Source organism: Novosphingobium sp. MMS21-SN21R, from assembly GCF_031846015.1.
GTDB lineage: Bacteria > Pseudomonadota > Alphaproteobacteria > Sphingomonadales > Sphingomonadaceae > Novosphingobium.
Genome location: NZ_JAVRDU010000001.1, coordinates 3,148,758 through 3,171,742 on the forward strand (window position 1 = coordinate 3,148,758; position 22,985 = coordinate 3,171,742).

The 22,985-nt window shown below is 62.7% G+C and carries 21 protein-coding genes and 2 pseudogenes; 9 read left to right on the forward strand and 14 right to left on the reverse strand.

Annotation, left to right across the window (positions count from 1 at the left end):
• Window positions 1–154 precede the first annotated feature (154 nt).
• Complete coding sequence (locus tag RM192_RS15310; RefSeq protein WP_311508420.1) at window positions 155–616, reverse strand: nuclear transport factor 2 family protein; 462 nt, start codon at window positions 614–616, stop codon at window positions 155–157.
• A gap of 57 nt (window positions 617–673) precedes the next feature.
• A complete protein-coding gene (locus RM192_RS15315) occupies window positions 674–1,879 on the reverse strand; it encodes a cation:proton antiporter (RefSeq protein ID WP_311508422.1) in 1,206 nt (401 codons plus the stop codon).
• 265 nt (window positions 1,880–2,144) lie between these two features.
• Here RM192_RS15315 and RM192_RS15320 point away from each other — a divergent pair, with 265 nt between their 5' ends.
• Window positions 2,145–2,465, forward strand: coding sequence for a hypothetical protein (locus RM192_RS15320; protein ID WP_311508423.1), 321 nt, complete (start codon window positions 2,145–2,147; stop codon window positions 2,463–2,465).
• Window positions 2,466–2,472: 7 nt separating this feature from the next.
• On the opposite strand, the gene metH is transcribed toward RM192_RS15320, so the two are convergent.
• From metH to RM192_RS15340, 4 genes are all read right to left on the reverse strand, one after another.
• On the reverse strand, window positions 2,473–5,112 hold the full coding sequence (gene metH, locus RM192_RS15325) for a methionine synthase (RefSeq protein ID WP_311508425.1): 2,640 nt from the start codon (window positions 5,110–5,112) through the stop codon (window positions 2,473–2,475).
• Window positions 5,113–5,413: 301 nt separating this feature from the next.
• The gene (locus RM192_RS15330) at window positions 5,414–6,475 is read right to left on the reverse strand and encodes a homocysteine S-methyltransferase family protein (protein ID WP_311508426.1); all 1,062 of its coding nucleotides are present in this window, start codon (window positions 6,473–6,475) and stop codon (window positions 5,414–5,416) included.
• Complete coding sequence (gene metF / locus RM192_RS15335) at window positions 6,472–7,413, reverse strand: methylenetetrahydrofolate reductase [NAD(P)H] (protein WP_311508427.1); 942 nt, start codon at window positions 7,411–7,413, stop codon at window positions 6,472–6,474. The genes RM192_RS15330 and metF overlap by 4 nt, the downstream gene beginning before the upstream one ends.
• A gap of 6 nt (window positions 7,414–7,419) precedes the next feature.
• Complete coding sequence (locus tag RM192_RS15340; RefSeq protein WP_409233814.1) at window positions 7,420–8,424, reverse strand: ArsR/SmtB family transcription factor; 1,005 nt, start codon at window positions 8,422–8,424, stop codon at window positions 7,420–7,422.
• 207 nt (window positions 8,425–8,631) lie between these two features.
• On the opposite strand from RM192_RS15340, the gene RM192_RS15345 reads away from it, so the two are divergent.
• Window positions 8,632–8,928 (forward strand): hypothetical protein, encoded by a 297-nt coding sequence (locus RM192_RS15345; protein WP_311508429.1) that lies wholly within the window; start codon window positions 8,632–8,634, stop codon window positions 8,926–8,928.
• An 87-nt stretch (window positions 8,929–9,015) separates the two neighbouring features.
• Window positions 9,016–9,216, forward strand: coding sequence for a hypothetical protein (locus RM192_RS15350; protein WP_311508430.1), 201 nt, complete (start codon window positions 9,016–9,018; stop codon window positions 9,214–9,216).
• Here the strand turns inward: RM192_RS15350 and RM192_RS15355 are convergent.
• The 3 genes from RM192_RS15355 to RM192_RS15365 all read right to left on the reverse strand — a co-directional run bounded on the left by RM192_RS15355 (window position 9,186) and on the right by RM192_RS15365 (window position 11,130).
• Window positions 9,186–9,437 (reverse strand): ribbon-helix-helix domain-containing protein, encoded by a 252-nt coding sequence (locus tag RM192_RS15355; RefSeq protein ID WP_311508431.1) that lies wholly within the window; start codon window positions 9,435–9,437, stop codon window positions 9,186–9,188. The genes RM192_RS15350 and RM192_RS15355 overlap by 31 nt on opposite strands.
• Before the next feature lie 46 nt (window positions 9,438–9,483).
• The gene (gene phbB, locus RM192_RS15360; RefSeq protein ID WP_311508432.1) at window positions 9,484–10,206 is read right to left on the reverse strand and encodes an acetoacetyl-CoA reductase; all 723 of its coding nucleotides are present in this window, start codon (window positions 10,204–10,206) and stop codon (window positions 9,484–9,486) included.
• Between the two features lie 141 nt (window positions 10,207–10,347).
• Window positions 10,348–11,130 carry a hypothetical protein gene (locus tag RM192_RS15365; RefSeq protein WP_311508433.1) on the reverse strand — a complete coding sequence of 261 codons (783 nt, stop codon included), beginning with the start codon at window positions 11,128–11,130 and terminating at the stop codon, window positions 10,348–10,350.
• Window positions 11,131–11,372: 242 nt separating this feature from the next.
• Between RM192_RS15365 and RM192_RS15370 the strand changes: the two genes are divergently transcribed.
• The 6 genes and pseudogenes from RM192_RS15370 to RM192_RS15395 form a co-directional block, all read left to right on the forward strand.
• Window positions 11,373–11,513, forward strand: a complete 141-nt coding sequence (locus RM192_RS15370; RefSeq protein ID WP_311508434.1) for a hypothetical protein — start codon at window positions 11,373–11,375, stop codon at window positions 11,511–11,513.
• Window positions 11,514–11,595: 82 nt separating this feature from the next.
• Window positions 11,596–11,991 (forward strand): DUF3576 domain-containing protein, encoded by a 396-nt coding sequence (locus RM192_RS15375; protein WP_311508649.1) that lies wholly within the window; start codon window positions 11,596–11,598, stop codon window positions 11,989–11,991.
• Window positions 11,992–12,045: 54 nt separating this feature from the next.
• A complete protein-coding gene (leuS, locus tag RM192_RS15380) occupies window positions 12,046–14,577 on the forward strand; it encodes a leucine--tRNA ligase (RefSeq protein ID WP_311508435.1) in 2,532 nt (843 codons plus the stop codon).
• A 58-nt stretch (window positions 14,578–14,635) separates the two neighbouring features.
• Window positions 14,636–15,067, forward strand: a complete 432-nt coding sequence (gene lptE / locus RM192_RS15385; RefSeq protein WP_311508650.1) for an LPS assembly lipoprotein LptE — start codon at window positions 14,636–14,638, stop codon at window positions 15,065–15,067.
• Window positions 15,064–16,086, forward strand: coding sequence for a DNA polymerase III subunit delta (holA, locus tag RM192_RS15390; protein WP_311508436.1), 1,023 nt, complete (start codon window positions 15,064–15,066; stop codon window positions 16,084–16,086). Before lptE ends, holA begins: the two co-directional genes overlap by 4 nt.
• Before the next feature lie 715 nt (window positions 16,087–16,801).
• Window positions 16,802–17,245, forward strand: a pseudogene (locus RM192_RS15395) (sugar transferase); the annotation flags it as partial.
• A 50-nt stretch (window positions 17,246–17,295) separates the two neighbouring features.
• Here RM192_RS15395 and RM192_RS15400 read toward each other — a convergent pair.
• From RM192_RS15400 to RM192_RS15420, 5 genes and pseudogenes are all read right to left on the reverse strand, one after another.
• Window positions 17,296–17,412: pseudogene (locus RM192_RS15400) on the reverse strand (sugar phosphate nucleotidyltransferase); the annotation flags it as partial.
• A gap of 171 nt (window positions 17,413–17,583) precedes the next feature.
• A complete protein-coding gene (locus RM192_RS15405; RefSeq protein ID WP_311508437.1) occupies window positions 17,584–18,843 on the reverse strand; it encodes a nucleotidyltransferase family protein in 1,260 nt (419 codons plus the stop codon).
• Window positions 18,815–20,524, reverse strand: a complete 1,710-nt coding sequence (locus tag RM192_RS15410) for an ABC transporter ATP-binding protein (protein WP_311508438.1) — start codon at window positions 20,522–20,524, stop codon at window positions 18,815–18,817. The genes RM192_RS15405 and RM192_RS15410 overlap by 29 nt, the downstream gene beginning before the upstream one ends.
• On the reverse strand, window positions 20,514–22,469 hold the full coding sequence (locus RM192_RS15415) for an asparagine synthase-related protein (RefSeq protein ID WP_311508439.1): 1,956 nt from the start codon (window positions 22,467–22,469) through the stop codon (window positions 20,514–20,516). The genes RM192_RS15410 and RM192_RS15415 overlap by 11 nt, the downstream gene beginning before the upstream one ends.
• Complete coding sequence (locus tag RM192_RS15420; RefSeq protein WP_311508440.1) at window positions 22,456–22,962, reverse strand: lasso peptide biosynthesis B2 protein; 507 nt, start codon at window positions 22,960–22,962, stop codon at window positions 22,456–22,458. Before RM192_RS15420 ends, RM192_RS15415 begins: the two co-directional genes overlap by 14 nt.
• Window positions 22,963–22,985 lie beyond the last annotated feature (23 nt).

Genomic DNA, 22,985 nt, shown 5'->3' on the forward strand with positions numbered 1-22,985 from the left:
CTGCGGACGAAGCGCAGGTTCATCCTCATCGGGAAACCCCGCGTAGATGCCTTCTTCGAAGGCATCGTCGGGCAGGTAGTCGAGCTCGTAGGGTCTGTCGCCGGAAGTCACGCGAAGGCCTATGCCAGATCGCAGCCCTCAAGCAAAACCCGCATCACCCCAAAATGACATGGAGGCGACTGATGCGCGAAGTAACGATCTTCCAGCCGTCCGCCTCCTTGCGGTAGGTCTCGTGATAGTGGCCCATGCCGTGGAGGAAGGGGGTGCCGCTGGCGTCCCAGATCTTGTCTTCCATCGCGATCACGCCGCGCGCTTCGGAGTCCGAGAGTATCTCGATTTCGTGGCAGTGACCGTGGTGGACGGTGCGCAAAGGGGCGACAGCGGCTTCGACGAAAGCCGCGATGGCATCACCGCCGCTATGTATCCACTGGTCGGCATCTTCTGCCGGTTCAAGCCCGAGCGAGCAGCTGGCATCGAACACGGCATCGTTGGCAAAGACCGTGCGCAAGCCTGCATAGTCCTTGGTGTCCATGCAGCGGAAATAGCGGGCCTTAAGCTGCTTGATCTCCTCGATGGCGATCAGGCGGGCGACAGGATCGATTGCAGTCACAGGCATGCCTCTCGGATTTTGGTTGACCTTGGGTCTAGGCCAAGCGTTCCGCTGCGCCGCCTGTCACTTTGGCGAGAGGTCCAGTTTGCGCAGGCGCAGTTGATGAAGGCGGGGCGTGACCATGGGCACGGTGAGCATCGTGCTCATCACCGCCATCAGTAGGAGCGCTGTGAACGTTTCGTTGGTGATCACGCCCTTGTCGAGCAGGACGTTGACGAAAATGATCATGATCAGCGCCTTGGTCTGGAGCATCCAGCCGATCAGCCCCGCTTCACCCTTCGCCCAGCCGAGGATGCGGCCCGCGATGTGCGTGCCCGCAAGCTTGCCTGCGACAGACGCGACGAGGAACAGGAACGCCGCGCCAAACACTGCGAAACCGCCGACGTCCCATTTGGTGCGCAGGCCGGTCGACAGGAAGAACACGGGCATGACCGCAAGCAGGAGAAACTGGCGGAAGCCGTCGAGACGTTCGCGCGTGTACCATCTGGCGTCGAGCACCGCGCCTGCCAGAAATGCACCGACCATGAAATGCAGACCCGACCAGTCGGCGGCAAAGCCAACTACTGCGAGCCAGACGAGCGACAAGTGCCAGCGGTCGTCTTCCCGCAGACGGACGAACAGCTTGCGCATCCCCCACGCGGCCAGCGCGAATGCGGCGAGGAAAATAGCTTGCCGCCCGACGCGCTCCCAATCGACGAGGATCAGTGCAAGCACGCCCCAGATCGCCACGTCGTCAAGGCTGGCATAACGCAGCAGGCGCTGGCCGAGCGGTTCGCGAAAAATGCCGAGCTTTTCCATCAGCAGCACGAGGATGGGCAGCGCGGTAACCGCGCAGGCCATGCCGATGCCGAGCACGGCTTGCGAATACGTGCCGTTCGGGCCGATCCAGCCGGGCGAGCGCAGCAGCCATGCGGCGGCGGCGGCCCCTGCCAGAAGCGGGGTGATCAAGGCTCCGGCCGCTGTGATCGTGGTTTCGCGGCGGTTGGCCCAGGCATCGGAAATGTCGAGTTCAAGCCCTGCCACGAACACGAACATCATCACCGCCCACCACGCGATGCCGTTCAGCGCAGTGGTGACCTGCGGATTGAACACGAAGGCATAGTAATCGGGGAATGCCGCGCCGAGCACGCCAGGACCGAGCAGGATGCCGCCGACGATCTGTACCACGACCAGCGGCGCCCAGTAATCGGTGCGCAGCAGTCGCCAGATCAGCCAGGGCACCGCGAGGATGATCGTGAGGGCGATCAGGAAGATTTCGGTGGTGCCCATTGCCTGCATGCTGCCCTCGCCCAATGCCCCGCGCTTGTTGAGCGTGCGGTTTATGACCCGATACCCTGCGGCGGCACCAACGCCAATGGCCTGGAACGATCAAGACGCTGCATTCTAACGAGGAATACGAATACGCCCGTCGATACTGAATCCGGCCGAGCACTGGCAATCATTCTGATCTGCCAGAAAGGCGTTACCGCTTAACCAAACCCGCCATCCGTCACAGTCCCTTGCCTCGGGTTAAGTGGCTGTTTCCTGCCGTGGCATGACCTTGAGGGCAACGCGGGATGGTGCCCGCATCAACGGGAAAACGGCAATGGGTTTTGAAATGCGGGGCGCGTTCGTGAAGCGCGAGGAAAACAAGGCGGCGTGGGAAAGCGAAGTGGAATTTGCCGAGATGGCTCGGGTGCTCAAAGCCCTGGCCGCCGAACTGGGGCAGGACACAAGCGCCGCCATCGACGAGCTGGCGCACCACGGCCTTGGTGCGGCGCTGGCCGTGCTGGCAGGACAGGCAGATACTGATGTGGAGGCGGACTACCTGCGGCGGCGGGCGCAATCCCGGATCATGGCCAGCGGTTTGCAGTAGTCGTGGATCAATCGAGGTTGGGCCTGAGCCAGCGCTCCATCGTAGGCAGGTCCATGCCGCGACGGGTTGCGTAGTCGGCCAGCTGGTCGCTGCCGATGGTGGCGACGCCGAAATACTGGCTTTCGGGGTGAGCGAAGTAGAAGCCCGAGACTGCCGAAGTGGGCAGCATGGCCTGCGATTCCGTGAGCGTGATACCGGCGGTGTTCGTCGCATCGAGCAGGTCGAACAGGATCGGCTTGAGCGTGTGGTCCGGGCACGCGGGATAGCCCGGCGCGGGGCGAATGCCGCGATACTGTTCGCGGATCAGCGCTTCGTTGGTCAGCTGCTCGCCGGGCGCATAGGCCCACAGCGTGGTGCGGACGTATTGATGGAGACGCTCGGCGAAGGCTTCGGCGAAGCGATCGGCCAAGGCTTTCAGCAGAATGTCCGAGTAATCGTCGTTGTCCGCCTTGAAGCGGGCGAGGTGTTCGTCGATGCCATGAATCCCGACCGCGAAGCCGCCGATCCAGTCACCCGCAGGATCGATGAAATCGGCGAGGCAGAAGTTCGCACGGCCACGGCTCTTGATGAATTGCTGGCGCAGGAACGGCACACGAACCGAAAGCTCGTCGTCGTGGGGGTGGATGATCACGTCATCGCCGTGGCGTGCGCAGGGCCAGAACTGGGCGACGCCCTTGGCGGTGAGCCACTTCTCCGAAATGATCTTGTCCAGCATTGCGCGAGCATCGGCATAGAGGCCTCGCGCGCTTTCGCCGATCACTTCATCCTCCAGGATCGAGGGCCAGTTTCCGGCCAGTTCCCAAGCGCGGAAGAACGGCGTCCAGTCGAAGCAATCGACCAGATCGTTGAGGTCCCAATCTTCGAACACGTGACGTCCGGGCTGCTCGGGCGGCGGGGCCTTTTCCGAAAAGTCGGGCGCATAGGCATTGAGACGCGCGTCATCGAGGCTGAGCAGCTTGGAAGCGCCCTTGCCTGCGCGGGCATCGCGCACGTGCTGGTATTCAGCCGCCGTCGCCTTGATAAACGGATCAGCCTGCGTATCGGACAGGAGCTGCGAGGCCACGCCGACCGCGCGGCTGGCGTCGAGCACATGGACGACAGGACCGTCATAGGCCTGATCGATGCGCAGCGCGGTGTGGACCTTGCTGGTGGTGGCCCCGCCGATCAACAGCGGAATGCTCATGCCTGCGCGCTTCATTTCCTCGGCGACGGTGACCATTTCGTCCAGCGAAGGGGTGATCAGGCCCGAGAGGCCGATGATGTCGACGCCTTCCTTCTGCGCGGTATCCAGGATCGTCGACCATGGCACCATCACGCCAAGGTCCAGCACTTCATAGCCGTTGCACTGCAGGACCACACCGACGATGTTCTTGCCGATATCGTGCACGTCACCCTTGACCGTGGCCATGATGATCTTGCCCTTGGCCTTGGCTCCGGGCTGCTTGGCGGCTTCGATATAGGGGATGAGGTGGGCGACGGCCTTCTTCATCACGCGGGCCGATTTCACCACCTGCGGCAGGAACATCTTGCCCGAGCCGAACAGGTCACCGACCGTGTTCATGCCTTCCATCAGCGGGCCTTCGATCACCTCGATCGGGCGGCCGCCGCGCGCGTCGATCTGCGCGCGGGCTTCTTCGGTATCGTCGACGATATGCGCGTCGATGCCCTTTACCAACGCGTGTTCGAGGCGGCGAACGACGTCCCAGCCGCGCCATTCCTCGGCGGCCTTTTCGGCAACGGTGTCCTTGCCCTTGTAGCTTTCGGCGAGGTCGATCAGGCGTTCGGTCGCGGTGAGTTCGCCACCTGCAGCGGGGACGCGGTTGAGCACGACGTCTTCGCAGGCTTCGCGCAAAACCGGATCGATCTGGTCATAGATGTCGAGCTGGCCAGCGTTGACGATGGCCATGTCCATTCCGGCGGGAATCGCGTGGTAGAGGAACACCGAATGCATCGCGCGGCGGACGGTTTCGTTGCCGCGGAAGCTGAACGAGAGGTTCGAGAGCCCGCCTGAAATGTGCACGTGCGGGCAACGCTGCTTGATCTCGCGCGTCGCTTCGATGAAATCGAGCGCGTAGCGGTCATGCTCTTCGATGCCGGTGGCGACCGCGAAGACGTTAGGATCGAAGATGATGTCCTCGGGCGGGAAGCCGATGCCTACGAGCAGGTCATAGGCACGGGCGCAGATTTCAACCTTGCGCTGCTTGGTGTCGGCCTGGCCCTTTTCGTCGAAGGCCATGACGACCACCGCAGCACCGTAGTCCATGCATTTGCGGGCGTGGGCGAGGAAGGCTGCCTCGCCTTCCTTCATCGAAATCGAATTGACGATCGGCTTGCCCGAGACGCACTTCAGGCCCGCCTCGATCACTTCCCACTTGGAACTGTCGATCATGATCGGCACGCGCGCGATGTCGGGTTCCGCCGCGATCAGCTTGAGATAGGTGGTCATCGCCTCGACTGCGTCGAGCAGGCCCTCGTCCATGTTGACGTCGATCACCTGCGCGCCGTTCTCAACCTGCTGGCGCGCGACTTCGACCGCCTTGGGATAATCGCCCGCAAGGATCAGCTTCTTGAACGCGGCGGAGCCGGTGACGTTGGTACGTTCGCCGACGTTGACGAAGCGCGAGCCGGATGGGGTAGTGTTGGTCATGGTAGCTTTTTGTTCTTGATGTGAGAGGCGAGTTTCAGAGTCGAAGCGACGATAAGTCGTAGAAGTAACGCCGCCCCATAAAAGGGCGGAAAAACAAACAATATTCCGAACGAAAGAGCTCGAAACAAATCTGAGATCGCGGCGATCTTGGATGGATTTGGACAATCGGGAGGCGAGCCAGAACACAAGCTTTGCGGTATTACCCAAAATTGCCGGATCGAGATGTGAACCAGCAGGATCGCGCACGCGAGCGCCAACGGGGCAACCCAACACCCGATTTCAGATTTGGTCTTATCCTTCATCAAGCCGCCATGATGAACGGTTCGAGGCCCGCCAACCGCGTCGCCGTTTCAGGCACAGGCTGCTGGCGCGGGCTCAGGCCTGCGACTGCCTTGGCCATCGCGGCTATGTGCGCGGGCGTCGACCCGCAGCAGCCGCCGAGGATGTTGACCTGGCCATGATCGGCCCATTCCTTGACGAGGCTTGCCGTGGTCGCAGGCATCTCGTCGTATTCGCCGAGTTCGTTGGGCAGGCCGGCGTTGGGGTAGACCATGATCAGCGTGTCTGCGATTTCGGACAGCGCCTTTACGTGCGGGCGCAACTGCGTCGCCCCGAACGAACAATTGAGGCCGATGGTGATCGGCTTGGCATGGCGCACTGCATACCAGAATGCCTCGACTGTGTGGCCCGAGAGGTTGCGGCCCGACAGGTCGGTCAGCGTCATCGACAGCATGATCGGGATCTCGCGGCCCAGCGCCTGCTCGACCTGGCGCACCGACATCACGGCGGCCTTGGCGTTGAGCGTATCGAAAACCGTCTCGATCAGGATGAAATCAGCGCCGCCTTCAATCAGGGCGTGGACCTGCTCGGCATAGACATCGACCATGCCGTCCCAATCGACTTCGCGGAAGCCGGGGTCGTTGACGTCGGGGCTGAGCGACAGGGTCTTGTTGGTCGGGCCGATCGCGCCTGCGACGAAGCGCGGACGGCCATCCTTGGCGGTGAATTCATCAGCGACGCGGCGGGCGAGCCTTGCGCTCTCCACATTGATTTTGCGCACGAGATGCTCGGCAGCGTAATCTGCCTGGCTGATGCGGTTGGCGCTGAACGTGTTGGTTTCGGCGATGTCGGCCCCGGCGGCGAAATAGGCGCGGTGGATGGATTCGGGCACTTCGGGCTTGGTCAGCGCGAGAATGTCATTGTTGCCCTTCTGGTCCTTGGCGAGCCCCAGCGTGCCTGCGTAGTCAGCCTCGGACAGCTTGAAGTTCTGGATTTCGGTGCCGAACGCGCCATCGGTGATGAGGATACGCTGGCTCGCCTGCTCAAGCAGGGAGAGACGGGCAATTGAAGGTGTAGAAGTCACGCGGCTTTCTCCAGCGCGGGGCGGGTCGGGCGAAGGCCAAGCAGGTGGCAGATCGCGTAGGACAGTTCGGCGCGGTTGAGAGTGTAGAAGTGGAAATCGCGCACGCCGCCAGCATAGAGGCGGCGGCAGAATTCAGCGGCGATGGTGGCGGCGACCAGTTGGCGCGAGCCGGGGTGCGTGTCGAGGCCTTCGAACAGACCGTCCATCCACGCGGGGATCGCAGCACCGCAGGCGGCGGCAAACTTGCGGGTCTGGGCGACGTTGGAGACGGGCAGAATGCCGGGGAGGACCGGGGCATCGATGCCCGCAGCCGCCAGCTTGTCGCGGAAGCGGAAGAAGGTTTCGGGTTCGAAGAAGAACTGGCTGATCGCGCGCGTGGCGCCTGCATCGAGCTTGCGCTTGAGGTTATCGATATCTGCCTGCTCGCTTGGCGAGTCCGGGTGGGATTCGGGGTAGGCTGCGACCGAGATTTCGAACGGGGCGATTTGCTTCAGGCCCGCCACAAGTTCGGCGGCGTTGGCATAACCTTCGGGATGCGGAGTGAACGGGACGCCGGGGGCGCCCATGTCACCGCGCAGGGCGACGATGTGGCGCACACCTGCTTCCCAGTAGCTTTCGGCCACTTCGCGGATTTCGGCCTTGGTCGCATCGACGCAGGTCAGGTGCGCAGCAGCAGGAAGCTTGGCTTCCTTGATGATCCGCGCAACGGTGCCGTGGGTGCGGTCACGCGTCGATCCGCCCGCGCCATAGGTTACCGAGACGAATGTCGGCTGTAGTGGTGCCAGCGTTTCGACCACGTCCCACAGTTGCGCCATCAGCGCATCTGTCTTGGGCGGAAAGAATTCGAACGACACGTTGATGTCGCCCGGGAGCCCTGCGAAAAGCGGGGTGTCGAGCGCGGTGCGGGCTTCGCGGAGCTGGTCGTAACTGGCATTCATGGTGCTTCAGGCTTTCCGGGTCTGCCGAGTGTCTAGTTGGGTCACGCTGTCCTCGCGGCGGACGCCGGTCCACAGCTTGACGACAAGTTCATGCCCTGCAAGCGCGCGGGCTGCCTGCGGCACGAAACCGCTGTCCAGCAACATCGCCTCGATCTGCGCGTCCGAGAAGCCGAGACGGGCGTGGGCGTGGGACTGGCGCAAGTCTTCGCGGTCATGCGCGGCGAAATCGACGATTGCGATGCGGCCTCCGGGCGCAGTGACGCGTGCTGCGCCTGCCAGCACCGCCTCGGGCGCCTGCGCATAATGCAGCACCTGATGGAACAGGACCGTGTCGAAACTGCGCGGACCGAACGGCAGTTGCGCGAAATCGCCCTGCACCAGTTCGACCCTGTCGGCAGGCAAATGCTGCAACCGGGCGCGGGCGATGCGCAGCATGTCCGGGCTCTTGTCGAAGGCGACGACGCGGGTCGCCTGCTCACCCAGCAATTCGGCGATGCGCCCGGTGCCAGTGCCGACATCGAGCAGACGGCCAAGCGATGCACCGCCGCTCAGGTCTGCCAGCATTTCGGTCAGTGCGGCTTCCACCGGCCCATCGGCAATGTGCAGCGAACGCAGTTCGTCCCACTCTTCGGCGTGGCGGGCAAACCAGTCGAGCGCATGAGACTGGCGCGCGGTGCGGATCGCTTCAAGGTGCTGGCGGTCTTCGGCGCAGCGGCGGCCGAAGGCGCTGTCTTCACGCTCGGCTGCGGCTAGCAGCCGGGCAATGGCGGCAAAAAGGGGTAGTTCGGACGTCTCGCCCACCGAACTACGCAGGAACACCCAGGCCCCTTCCTTGCGCCGCTCTGCCAATCCCGAATCGCACAATATCTTGATATGACGCGAAACGCGCGGTTGGCTCTGGCCAAGCACTTGCGCAATTTCACCCACCGCCAGTTCCATGCTGGCGAGCAAGCGCATGATGCGCAGGCGCGTCGAGTCATCGAGAGCGCGGATGGCGTCGTGAATGTTCATTGCACCTGCCATATAAAGAAGTCTTTATATCCGTCAAGACGCTTAAAGATGTCGTTATATCATATGTTAGCGTCAACGATTGGGCTGTGCATATGATGCATTTGCCATCGCACCGCCCCGCCGGTAGAACACGGCGAAGCGCGCCAACGGACCTTGCCCGCGGCTGATTTTGCCGAGTGGCGCCGGTTACCCAAGAGAGGGAATTCGATGAAGAAGTACGCCAGCCTTGCGATCGTCGCCGCCGCTGCTCTCGCGGTCTCGGCCTGCGGCCGTTCCGACGATGCTTCGGAAGCCGCGTCGGAAGACACCGTGGAAATGCCTGCAGATGAACTGCCTGTGGTAGAGCCATCAGCCGCTGCTGCCCCGATGGCTCCAGCGCCTGACGCATCGGCAGCAGCGGACTCAGAAGCAGACGCGGCACGCGATGCTGCCGACAGCGCCGCCGCCGTGGCCGCTGCGGTTCAGGCTGCTGACGCCGAGGGCGCAGAACAGCCCGCTCAGTAAAATTCGAACAGCACGTGCCGGCGGGTTGGGGAGGGTTTCCGAGCCTGCCTGCCGGTTCGTGATTTGCCGGATAAAGAAAGCTTCCCGATGCGCGCACTCACCCCGCTTTTGTTGCTTCTTGCCCTTGGGGCCTGTGATTCAAGCGACGAGGAAAAGCCGGGCGGCGTCACGCAGGATGAGGCGCGCGCGCTCGATGCCGCCGCCGAAATGCTGGACAAGCGCGAATTGCCTGCGTTGCCGGAAGCGACGATTCCGGCTCAGGATGAGCCTGCGCCGAAGGCGTCCTGAGACACAAGCCAGATTCGGATCGCGCCGGCCAGGCCCGGCGGCTTTGGACTGGCAATGCGTTCTGCATCGATCCGCGCGACCAAAGCGTTGAGCGGCGTGCCTTCACGCAGCGCGGCATTTTTCAGCATATCCCAAAACAGCGGTTCGAGACTGATCGAGGTCTTGTGGCCCGCGATCTCGACCGACCGCTTGACCGGGGGATGATATGAGGGATGAGTCATAAGAATGGATGGGTGGACGCAGGCTTTGCGCCCACCCTGAGTTCCATCAGTACATGTGCTGCCCGCCGTTGAGCGACATCGTCGAACCGGTGACGAAAGCCCCTTCCTCGGCAGTCAGGAAAGCAACGCCGCGCGCGATTTCATCGGCCTGACCCAGACGCCCGACTGGAATTTTTGCGACGATCTTTTCAAGAACAGCAGGGGGGACCGCAGCAACCATGTCCGTATCAATGTAACCTGGCGCGATGGCATTGACAGTCACACCGAATTTGGCACCTTCCTGCGCAAGAGCCTTGGTAAAGCCGTGAATGCCCGACTTGGCGGCGGCGTAGTTTACCTGGCCATATTGGCCGGACTGGCCGTTGACCGAACCGATGTTGACGATGCGACCCCAGCCACGTTCGCGCATGCCCGGGAACGTCGCCTTGGCCATGTTGAAGCAACCGCCAAGATTGATGCGCATGACGTCATTCCAGTCGTCAAAGCTCATCTTGTGAAGTACGCCATCGCGGGTGACGCCTGCATTGTTTACGACAATGTCAATTGGGCCAATTTCTGCGGCGATACGCGCGCAGCCTTCGAGCGTTGCTTCATGATCGCCAACATCGAATCGATAGGCTGGAATGCCGGTCTCTGCGGTAAAGGCGCGGGCCTTGTCCTCGTTGCCCGCATAATTTGCAACAACAGTACGGCCTTGCGCCTTCAGCGCCTCGCAAATGGCTTTGCCGATCCCGCGCGAACCACCGGTAACAACTGCAACTCGTGACATTCCTGTACCTCCCATCGATCCCTCTAGGGACTACGGTAGGTCCATGTCGGATAGGCTACAAGCTGCGGAATACGTAATTGCTGCAGGTGCAGCATCGAATTGCTGCAGAGCAACCTGACAATTCGTCAAGTAATCGCGTGATTAGAAGCGGAACTGGGTTCCGACATAGACAGCCTGATTGTCCTGCTTGCCGTCAGTCAGCGGCAGGAGGCGGTCGCGCTCGGGCGAATAACGCACGCCGGCGGTGACATTCAGGTTGCGGGTGAGGCGATAGCTGCCGCCGAGATCGAGCTGGTAATCACCCTGCCCTTCGAGCGTGCGCGGCGCGCGGCCTGCGCGATCACGGCCATCCATCTCGATCCGCGGAGCGAGACGCGAAGGAGTTCCGGGCGCAACCGACTTGATCTTGGCGAGATCGGGCATGTCGATCCGCTGCAGATCATGCAGGGCCGAGACCGAGGCCGATGGGGCAAAGCTGGTGTAGCCACGCGCCATGCCGAGATTGAACGCAACGGGTGCGATACGGACGGCCGATGCGCCGGGCTGATTCGCAGCCTCAGCCAGCGTGCTCCGTACAGAGAATGCGCGAGCGCTTTGCGAATCGAGCCGAACCGCCACGGTGATGGCACGGCTTCCACGCGTTTCATTGCCTGCTGGCGTGAAGCGGAACAGCTTACCGCTCTTGAGCGCGCGGACGGTGATCTGCGAGGCCAGCCGTTCATCAACCGACGCCGGGGTGAACGACCCGATCCCGCCACGCGCCGCAAGGCTTACGGGCAAAGCATCGAAGCCGCTGGAAAAGGCGCTGCTTACGGTGGGAGCAAGCAGAAGCCCGAGCGTTGCCGCTGCGGCACAGACGAGCGGCGCACGCAAGCGGCGGCGCGTTGCACCATTCGCTTCCGGTTTTTTGCCATTGCCCGCCATGATAAGCCTGTTTCTTCCCCAGTCGGACCGCTTTACGGCCACGTTTTGTTATGGTTCCCACCGCTGGATGTCATTCCGACTCAGCCAGACAGAAACCTGCATTCACTTAATACGTTTGGCGAACGGATTTATCCATAGGCTGCAAGCAGATCAGTCGCTTCCTATTGGGGTGTGGCCCATTGTCCACACTGCCTCCGCGCATTCAGCATGCATTCACGGCACGGCAAGGCAATTGCGGCCCGATGGCCCTGCCCGCCACGCCAGCGTTCATCGTGCTTGCCGCACGGCGCGCGGGGGTGATAGAGGCGATCCAAACGCCGCTTCGCAAGATGCGGCTCAATGCGCCGGATGGGACATCCGCCGCCGCAAGCCAAGGATTGTGACGTAGTGACCAAGACCGCGCCGAACACCCGCAAACTCCCGGGCACCAGCAAGCTCGTTTTTCGCGCAATCGTGATCGGGGCCATGGCCTTGGCTGCTACCGGTTGCGGCAAGAAGGAACGCCCCAAGGCGGATCTCGCGGCCAGCCAGGTCACCACCATCGGCGTGAACGCCTATCTCTGGCGCGCCAGCCTCGATGCGCTGTCATTCATGCCCCTGCTCCAGACTGACAGCAATGGCGGCGTGATCGTGACCGACTGGTACGCCAACCCCAAGAACCCCGGCGAGCGGATGAAGGTCACCGTCTCGATCGTCGATCAGGACTTGCGCGCCGACGCTTTGCGCGTCGCCGCCAGCCGCCAGGTTTCGACGAGCGGCCAGTGGGTCGATGCCCCGGTCCAGGCCGTGACCGTGCAGAAGCTCGAAGATATTATCCTGACCAAGGCGCGCGACCTGCGCCGCGCGTCGATCACCGGGTAATTCCGGCTCAGGCGAATCTTGCGTGTCATGGCTGCGCTGCCTAGAGGAGCGCCCATGACCGCGATTACACCAGAACGCTTCGATCCTGCCGTCGCCGATACTCGCTGGCAGCGGGTGTGGGACGAACAGCAATCGTTCCGCGCCGACGATTCGTCGACCAAGCCGCGCAGCTATGTGCTCGAGATGTTTCCCTATCCATCGGGACGCATCCATATCGGCCACGTGCGCAATTACACGATGGGCGACGTGCTGGCGCGCTACAAGCGGATGCGCGGGCACGAAGTGCTGCACCCGATGGGTTGGGACGCCTTCGGCATGCCTGCCGAAAACGCCGCGATGGAAAAGGGCGTCCACCCCGGCGGCTGGACCCGCGACAATATCGCCAACATGAAGGCGCAGTTGAAGCGCCTCGGCTTCGCGCTCGACTGGAGCCGCGAGATCGCCACTTGTGAGCCTGAATACTACGGCCACGAACAGGCGCTGTTCCTCGACCTCTATGCAGCAGGCCTCGTTTACCGCAAGGAAAGCTCGGTCAATTGGGACCCGGTCGACATGACCGTGCTGGCCAACGAACAGGTCATCGACGGACGCGGCTGGCGTTCGGGTGCGCTGGTCGAGAAGCGCAAGCTGAGCCAGTGGTTCCTCAAGATCACCGACTTTGCCGACGAACTGCTCGAAGGGCTCTCCACTCTCGACAAGTGGCCCGAAAAGGTCCGCACGATGCAGGAGAACTGGATCGGCAAGAGCCAGGGCCTGCAGTTCGCGTTCGAACTTTCGAGCGGGGACGGGCTGGAAGTTTACACCACCCGGCCTGACACGATCTTTGGCGCAAGCTTCGTTGCCGTGGCCGCAGATCATCCGGTGGCGCAGGGCGTCGCTGTGGATAATCAGGCAGCGCAGGACTTCATCGCGCTGTGCAAGCAGGGCGGGACGACCGCCGCCGAACTCGAAACCGCCGAGAAGCTGGGCTTCGACACCGGGATCACCGCCAAGCATCCGTTTACGGGCGCGGACCTGCCGGTGTTCATCGCCAACTTCGTGCTGATGGACTACGGCACCGGCGCGATCATGGCCGTGCCGGGGCATGACCAGCGCGACTTCGATTTCGCCACCAAGTACAGCCTGCCGATCCTGCGCGTTGTCGCCAGCGATCCGGCGGACGCAGACAAGCCGTTCGGCAAGGAAGCCGAAGCGGGCGACGGCGTGCTGGTCAATTCGGGCTTCCTTGACGGGATGAGCGTGGCTGATGCCAAGGCTGCGGTTATTGGCCGAGCGCAAAGCGAAGGCTGGGGCGAGGGCAAGACGGTGTGGCGCCTGCGCGACTGGGGCGTTTCCCGCCAGCGCTATTGGGGCACGCCGATCCCGTTCATCCACTGCGAGATCTGCGGCGTTGTGCCGGTGCCCAAGAAGCAGTTGCCGGTGGTGCTGCCCGAGGACGTCAGCTTTGACGTGCCGGGCAACCCGCTCGACCGCCATCCGACGTGGAAGCATGTCGGGTGCCCGCAGTGCGGCCACCCCGCCCGGCGCGAGACCGATACGCTGGATACTTTCGTCGATTCATCGTGGTACTTCCTGCGCTTCGCCAGCCAGCCCGTCGACCGTCCGTTCGACGCGCAAGAGATCAAGCGCTGGCTGCCGGTCGAGCAGTACATCGGCGGGATCGAGCACGCGATCCTGCACTTGCTCTATGCCCGGTTCTGGACGCGGGCGCTGGCCCGCATCGGCAAGATTGAGGTGACTGAGCCGTTCGCCAGCCTGTTCACGCAAGGCATGGTGACGCACGAGACGTATGAGCGGAAGAACCCCGAGAACGGCCAGCCGATCTTCTTCTCTCCGGCAGAGGTCGAGCGAACTTCTGAAGGCGCGACGCTGAAAGCAGATGGCGCAGCTGTCGAAGTCGGCCGCGTCATCAAGATGTCGAAGTCCAAGAAGAACGTGGTGGACCCGGACGAGATCGTCGCGAAATATGGCGCAGACGCGATCCGCTGGTTCATGCTTTCTGACAGTCCGCCCGAGCGTGACTTGCCGTGGTCCGAAGCCGGGATCGAAGGCTGCGCGCGCTTCGTGCAGCGTTTGTGGCGTCTGTTCGGGCAATATGATGCGGGTGCGAGCGGCGAGGACAAGGCGCTCGACCGCAAGACGCACCAGACCGTGCATGCCGCCGCCTCGGACATCGAGGCGCTGGGCTTCAACAAAGCCGTGGCGCGCATCTATGAACTGACCGGTGCGATCGAAAAGGCTGGGCCTTCGGCCAGCCGCACTGCTGCGATTCATAGCCTGTTGTTGCTGGTTGGGCCGATGATGCCGCATCTGGCCGAAGAAGCCTATGCGCGGATCGGTTCGGGACTGGCTGCCGACGCGCTTTGGCCCGAAGTCGATCCGGCGCTACTGGTCGATGATGAGGTGACCGTGGCGGTGCAGGTCAAGGGCAAGCTGCGCGATACGCTGACAGTGGCCAAGGGCACGCCCAAGGAAGAGCTTGAGCGCCTTGCCCTTGCTTCCGAGAAAGTGCAGCGTGCACTCGAAGGGGCAGAAGTGAAGAAGGTGATCGTTGTGCCCGACCGTCTGGTGAACCTTGTCGCTTAAGCGCCTCGCCCCTTTGGCAGGAGCCGTTTTGCTGCTGGCCGGCTGCGGTTTGCAACCGATGTATGCAGGTGGTGGCAGCGGCGTTCTGGCGCAGGCGCTGTCTGATGTCGACGTTTCGCCGATCGAGGGGCAATCGGGCTGGCTGGTGCGCAATGCCCTGAACGACCGGCTCGGTGCCGGGCGGCAAAACGGCGGTGCGCGCTACCGGCTGGATATCCGGCTGGACGACAAGGTCGAAGGGCTGGGGCAACTCTCGAACGACACGATCACACGCGAACGGCGAACTGTTCGGGCGCGTTACCAACTGGTCGATATTGCCTCGGGCAACGTGCTGCTCGATGCGACCGCCGGGTCCGACGCGGGCTTCGACGTGGTGAACAGCGAATATGCGGTGATTGCAGCAGAGCAGACAGCGCTCGAAAACCTGTCGCAGGAAATTGCCGACCAGATCGTCACGCGCGTTTCGGTGCGCCTGCGCGAAGCCAAGTGAAGCTTACCCAGAAGAATTTCGCGGCAACCGCGGCGAAGGCCGCGCGCGACTGCCGGATATTCTACTTCTGCGGCCCGGATGAGGCCGGTGCGAGCGACGCGGCAAACCGCATCGCCGCCATGTTGGGCGACGCAGAGAAAGTCGAGATGAGCGGTGCAGAACTGCGGCGCGATCCGGTGCGGCTGGCCGACGAGGCGAGGTCCGTCTCACTGTTTGGCGACAAGCGGATCATCCACGTTCGCGCAGTGGGCGACGATGCGCACGATGCGGTCGAGACGCTACTGGAAAGCCCGGTGGACGGATGGCCGGTTCTGATCGTGGCCAGTTCTGCGACCGACAAATCGCGCATCGCCAAGCTGCTCGAAGGCAAGGCAAGCGCGATGGTGGCAATGTTCCACCCGCCCGATCTGCGGTCGGTGGCGGACGCCGTACGCGACATGGGCGATGCGGTGGGCGTCAAGATCAACGGCAGTCTCGCTGAGCGGATTGCCCGCGCCTGTGCAATGGACACGCGCATGGCCAAGAGCGAAATCGAGAAGCTGGCGCTCTATCTCGAGGCCAGTCCGCAGGCTCCGCGCGAAGCCAATGCTGCGGCGCTCGACGAGATCTGCGCGGTGAGCGAAGACGACGGCCTGATGCCGGTCGTGAACGCCGTTCTGGGCGGCGATGTGCGCAAGCTTTCAGGCGAGCTTGCTCGCATGCGCGAAATGGGTTTGAGCCCCGTGGGACTGGTCCTCGCGTTCGAACGGCGGGCCGCCCAGCTTGTGCAATTGGCGGCGCGCATGGGTGACCGCGGTGACGTCAACGCATTCATGGAACAGGAAACTTCTGCCAAGCGCGTGTTTTTCCGCGACCGGGCAGATCTTACGCAACAACTGCGGCGTTGGCGTGGCCCGCGACTGATCAGGCTTACCGAAAGGTTAACCATGCTGCACCGCACACTAATTTCCGACAATCGCAACGGAGAATTGGTGCTGGCTCAAGGTCTTGCGGAAATCGCACGCGCTGCAGCGCGATAAAGCGCGCCGGATTCGGAAATTCGGACCATATGCTCAGGTTGAACGGGGGCATTTTGGGCAATTCTAGGCGAAACGCGTGATGACCAAGCACGTACCCACTGGCGAGATGCGGCAATCGCAGGACCGGCGCAGGATAACGCTGCCGCTGGCCCCTCCGCTCGAACAGCGCAGGCTGCAGATCTACATCATGCTGTTGCTGCTGGACGGCGCTGCGATTATGGGCGGGTTGTGCACTGCCAGCTGGTTGTACCTGGGGCGCTTCCTGGAAGAGTCGTCGCTGCTGCACGGCCAGGTTCTGGTCCCGATCTACTGGACCATCGCGCTCAGCACCAAGGCCTATTCTCTTCAGGCACTGCGTCGGCCGACCTTTGCGCGAGCGCGATCGGCCCTGTCGCTGATCGGTGCGGAAAGCGCGCTTCTGTTCGTCGGTTTTGCCACCAAGAGCACAGACAATTTCTCGCGTGTTTCCGCGATGCTTGGGCTGGTCATGGCCATGCTGCTGCTGATCTGGATACGCTCGATGATGCGCCCGGTCATCCAGGGGCGCTGTGGCGCGGTCGGCATCAATGTGTTGCTGATCGATGATGGCGGCGCTGCGCTGCGAATTCCGCACGCCTATCATATCGATGCGCGTGAACATCACCTCGCGCCCGACCTTTCCGATCCGCACATGATGGACCGCCTCGGCCTCTACATGATGAACATGGACCGGGTCATGGTCAGTTGCCCGTCGGATCGACGCGGCGCGTGGGCGCTGGTGTTCAAGAGCGCCAATGTTTCCGGTGAGATCATCGACCCGGAAGTGAGCAATCTCGGCGTGATCGGCGCCAGACGCGAGCGTGATTTCGGCGCCTTGATCGTGGCCAGCGGCCCGCTGGGACTGCGGTCGCGCGCGCTGAAGCGCGCGCTCGATTTCGGATTGGCGGGGAGCGCCGTGCTTGCACTGGCGCCACTGCTGGCAATCGTCGCGCTGGCGATCAAGCTGCAGGACGGCGGTCCGGTACTGTTCGTGCAGAAGCGCACGGGACGAGGCAACCGGTTCTTCCCGATCTTCAAGTTCCGCTCGATGCGAGTCGAGAAGCTGGATTCGGCAGGCGCGCGCTCAGCCAGCAAGGACGACGACCGTATCACGCGCATTGGTCGCTTCATCCGCGGCACAAGCATCGACGAACTGCCTCAACTGTTCAACGTGTTGCGCGGAGAGATGTCGATCGTCGGCTTGCCGAACACAGGCATGAGCTGCTTCGAAACGCCGCGAGTCAGCGGATAGAGCCGCGTGCCTGATCCGCCCGCAAGGATGATGCCCTTTCGAGGGCAACCGGACATCGTTTCGCTCGCTGCGTCAAAAACTCCCTTCAGGCGTGGCCGGATCAATCCGTCAGTGCAAGCGCGATGCGCCCGAACACCACATTACATCCATTTTGAACCGGCAACTGCTGCATTGCAACATACGCTGCAGCGGCAACCACCCAATTGCCAAACTGACCTCGTCCTGCACTACCGCGATACTCCCTGACGCAGCCAGGCAACCATGTCTGCCTCTCGTCGCGCACCAACCAGCGCAGCATCACTCTCCATCGCCGCACGATAGCGCATCCCGCGCTTTATCAGCCAAATCGGATATGCCAGCCAGCGTCGCATCTGGTCTGGCCGGGAATGGGCGATATCGGCCAGTTGATAGGGGTCAGGCCGCAGGGCCTTGCGCAGAGCGGCTCGCCATCCCCATTGTCCCGCATCGGCTTGATCCAGGCGGCGCAACAGCTTGTTCCGCTCCGCCACCTCCTTGTCCTGAAGCAGCGCCGCAGTGGCTGCCGCGATATGACTTTCAGGAAAGCGAGCACCTGCCAGCAAGCGATGAGGGACCCATTGTGCGCCATGGCGATGTGCCAGGGCAGCAACCAGGCGCAGTGAATTCGCAAGGCCCAGCCGATCGGCTGCCTGCTCGATCCAGTCCCAGTCAAGCGTATTGCTCTGCGCGAGGAAATGGAGGTCAGCCAAAGTCAGCGGGCCATTCTCGAACGTGTGATGAAGCGTCGCATGCTCTACCAAATGCAGGAAATTGGTACGCCGCGACGGCACTTTCATCGCGGTTCCGAGAATCGGAATCGATTCCGCTTCTTCATGGAGCATGGCAACGAACTGCGGTTCCTGCGGCCAGTTGCGCGCGTTTACCCGGTGATGAATTTCGATGGTCAGCTCGAACTCGATGTCCTGAATTTCAGGGAGCTGATGGTTGTATTCAACGCCATACGTTCCGGCCCAAGGTGCCAGCCGGTAATCATCGTGCGCGAGCAGGAATGCCTGCGCCCGCTCGGCCTCCTCGCGTGACAGGAGCAGGTCGACATCGCGCATCGGCCGCAATGACTGGTCGGGGAAGTCACGGTGCGCCAGCGCCACGCCTTTGAGCAGCACCGGCTGGAAACCGGCTCCAGCCAGTGTCTCCCACAGCCGCTTGAGCGCGACAGTCTGCCGCAGTCCGTAAAGCGAGTGCCACTGGCAAGCGCGGTCAATTTCGGTGCGCACCGATTCGGGCACGAGCGCCGCGCAGCCCGACATCTGAAAGTTTCGCCGCAGCAGAGGTGACAGCCGGTGGACTTCGGCCAGATCAGCGAGGGATTGCCATTCGCCTGCGTCCAGTTGCTGGCTAAGGTCAGCGTGATTCCCGTCAGGCGCGGCGCAGATGCGCAGCAACAGCTCTTCGTGCCTGCCATCCTGGATCATCGATTCATTACGCATCGGGTCGTTGGGCATCGGCATGGTTCCCCAGATCGACGATCTGGTCGGCAAGTTCAAGCAATGCTGCACGGTGGCCGAGGATCAGGATGGTACAAGAGCCTTTGAGCGCGGCGATCGTCCCTGTGACCGCAGCTTCGTTTCCGCCATCCAGCGCCGCCGTCACCTCGTCGAGAATAAGCAGATCTGGCGACCGCAGCAACGCACGCGCCAGCGCCAGCCGTTGTCTTTCACCCCCGGAAAATTGCCGTCCGCCCTCGCCGACACGCGTATTCAGCCCGGATGGCAGCCCAAATACGAACGAGGCCGAGGCGCGTTCAAGAGCATGCCGAATCGCCGCCTCATCGCAACTGTCCCGGCCCCAGGCCAGATTCTCGGCCACGGTGCCGTTGAACAGGTATGGCACCTGTTCGACATAGGCCACCCGCTGCCGCCAGGCGATCCGCGCGCTACCGGCAAGCGGTTGGTCATCGATCAGCACTTCACCCGAATCGGGCGAGATCAACCCGCCCAGAATATCGGCCAGACTGCTCTTGCCCACGCCCGAGGGCCCGCAGATGCCGACGACGCTACCGGCCCGAATGGTCAGGTCGAACTGGTCAAAGACGCGCGTGTCGCGTCCGGCGTACTGCATCGTCACGTGGCGCAGCGTAATCGCGCGGGTCAATCGGGGCGGTTCCACGGAAACATCGCGCACTTCGCGGTTGGCCTGCGCCTCGGCAACCATGGCTTTCAGCGCATCGAGCGCGGGACGATTGAAACGCCAGTTCCGCACCGACTGCTGCAACCCAGTGGCGACCGGCACGAACCGGACCATGATCGCCAGCACCGGCACGAGAATGCTCAGCGGCAGACGCATCTGCAGCAGCGCGATGTAAACCAGCACGCACAGCACGCCCACGGCAACCGCCTGGAAACTGACGTGCGTCATCGCAACCGAACGCTGGTTGCGCAGTTCCGCCTCTTCGAGCGCGCGGGCGGTCTCGCTGAACTGCCGGGTCAGCGCTTCTTCCGCCCCGCCGATCCGGGCAGCGCGCAAATGGAACAACCCGTTGGAGACCTGCTCCTGCAAGGCCTCATAAATCTCGCTATAGCGCTCGCCCTCGCGGTGGCGATGCGTGCGCAGCAGCACCACCACCAGCACCACAAGCGCCGCCGAAACCAGCGCGATCAGCGTCAGCTTCCACGAAATGGCGAAGGCCGCTGCCATCAGCATGACCGCAGTGACGAGCGCGGTGACCACCGACAGCGCCTCTTCCCCCAGATGGCCGACGCGATCTGCCTCGCCGATAATACGGGCGGCGTGGCTGGAACTTGTCTGGCTGCTGAGCCAGCGCCACTCGGCGGCCATGACAGCATCCTGCGCCTCGATGCGCATGGCGCGGGTCATCGCCAGACCCATGCTGGCACGCAGTTGAAGCACCAGAAATACGAGCAAGGCGCGGACCACGACCACCGCGACGATCGCCAGCAGGAGCACAGGCACTGGCACTCCGGCGAGCGGGGCCATCCATTTCCCGAGCGCACCAAGCGAGTTTTCGCCCGCGATCACGCTGGTGATCGGTATCAGGATCAGCAGCCCGATGCCTTCGGTCAGGCTCGAGACGATCATCAGAATACCGAGCCAGACGAGCCGCGCGCGCCCGGTCAGCCGCAGGATCAGGCGGAGCGCGGCAAGCGTGGACTGGCGCTGATCAACCGGCATTGCGGCCTTCCACGAATTGCACGAACCGGGCTGTCGCGATGCCGCGGGTGAGGCCGGAATTCAGCTTGGCGGCATCTCGCCGCGCGGCGATGTCCTGCCCATCCCAGTTCTGCAGATCGGCGACAAGCCTGGGCAGATCGAGCACGTCCGCAAGGCGTGGGTCGCTTTGCATCATCTGGAGTTCATGCAGCATTCCATCGCGTTCGCGCGTCATTCGCATGGGCCAGTCCGACGACTGCGCACCCACGCGCCGTTCATCGCGAACGACGTCTGGCACCCGGCCACTCAACATGCGTCGCGCCAGCCAGCGGTCGACGCCGCCCCGCAAGTACTGCTCGTCACCAATCCCTGCGCACAATTCGAGCAGAGGGACATAAGCTGTTGGGTCGCGCATCTCGGTGCCATAAAGCAGCGTATAGCCCAGCGATATCTCCGGCGCACCTGCGAGCAATCCCGTCACCACCTCGTCGCGCCATTGGCGAGCGGAAGCAATGTCGTAAGCTTCGAGATCGTGGCCATCGCGAGCCGCGCGGTCCAGCGCACCGCTACGCCGCGCATAGTCCTCCCGCATCGGACACCACCAGGTGAACGGCGAAGGTCGCCACGGACGTCCTGAATCGACCGCCCGTTTCACCGCCAAGGGGACGTGCGGCATAACAGCCAGGGCAATGAGTTTCCGCCAAGTAGGCCGCGCGTCGTAGCGATCGGCCAGCAGCTCGCGCATCAATCGAAGCCAGTTGCCTTTGGCCAGCCATGTCGGAAATCCGGTAAAGCCATCATAGCTGAAGCTGGCGTTGCCCATGTCGCCGCCAAGCACCACATCCACCCCGTCAGCGGAGGCCTGTTCGAGCGCGGCGTGAAACCAGTGGGCATTCATCTCGTTGTAGCTTGGCCACCCCGACATCAACATCGACGATTGCAGCCGCTCTCCAAAGCGCAAATGCGCGCCGTCAATGAAGCTTGGCGTGATTTGCGGATACATGGCGCACAAGGCACGCACATGCGGCGATTCATCGCTGAACAGCGTTTCGCTGTCGGTCGGCACCCATCCGGGGGCTGGCACCGAGGTATAGGACCGCAAGACCCCGCCCGGCGGCAGCTGGGTGGCGGCGAAACTGGCGACGGCCTGCGAATCGAGCCCACCCGACAGCAGCACGCCGGGGCACCGCGCGCCTGCGAGCATCGTCGCTGTCGCGCGTTCGAACTGCTCTGTAACGGCCTCGACGTAATCTTCGTCTTTCTTGAAACGAACGGCCGGGACGTCCAGTACCGACCAGTACTGGCGAGTAGTGTGTCCATCAGGGTCATGCGCTTCAACGCTGGCTGCAGGCACGCGGTGCAGGCCTTTGTACCAGCTTTTGGCCGGCCTGCGTGCGTTGAGCAGCAGCCAGTCGCCGAGCATGTTGTCGTCGATTGCCGCGTGATGGCCCAGAGCCATGATCGGTGCGGGAAGCGAGGAAACTACAAGTCGATTCCCGTCACGCAGCACATGCAGCGGCGCGCGGCTGGTCGCAGACCGCGCCAGCCTTGCCTGTCGTCGTTCCGGATTCCACTGCACGGCGGCGTAATTGCCGTTGATATGCTTGTCGCAATCGTCGCCGAGCCTCGCATGCATGGCGGCGTAAAGGCCGGCAGGATCAAGTTGCCGATCAATGCCCCAGCGGTTGCAAAGATCATCCGGATCGTAAATCGTCCCGGACAGCAAGGTGTAGCCACCATTGTCGTGCCGGGTGAAGCCACGTGTCCGCACCTGCACCTTGCGGTCTGGCAGGCCCGCCACCGCAGCGCGCGTGGCAAAGGCCGCACCCGGAACCGTGCCGTGCAAGACGTCGCCAGCTCTACCGAGGCGAAGTGCCTGAACCGCCCTGCCCCAATCGCCAGTGAACCATTCCGGGCCACCAGAAAGGTCGATGGCTGCAAGAATCAGGAGGTCATGTCCGGTCAACTGCGGCTTCCGGAAGCTGTGAGTCCTTGCCGACAGACAAGGTCATGATGGGTCTATAGGACGAACGGTCGCAATGGCCGATCAACATCTCGCCGCGATGTTCGACCCATGCATGATAGGCATGTTCACCTGCGCGATCAAAGATATGGAACGCGATTATGATTTGGGAAGCGATGCCGTGCATGCGCATGATCCACTGCAATGCAACGGCCTGCGGCAGGCATCGCGAATGGCCGGGCAGTATCTCGCTCGCACGGTCTACACACCGGCCAAGCATCAGGGCCTCGCGCAGAACCGCGAGCGCAGCATCGCCGAATTGGTATTCCGGAGGAGGGCTTTCGGCAGATTGATGTTGCGGTTGCGCAACAATCTGACCGAGACTGCCACGCCATAATCGCAGCGGCACGACCCTCACAAGAAAGCGCGCCGCAGCAAGAAATGCCACGGCGCGCCCTACTTGAAACCGCAACTGCATTGACTGCGAAATTCGCATCCCGCCACTCCCGCCAATGAATG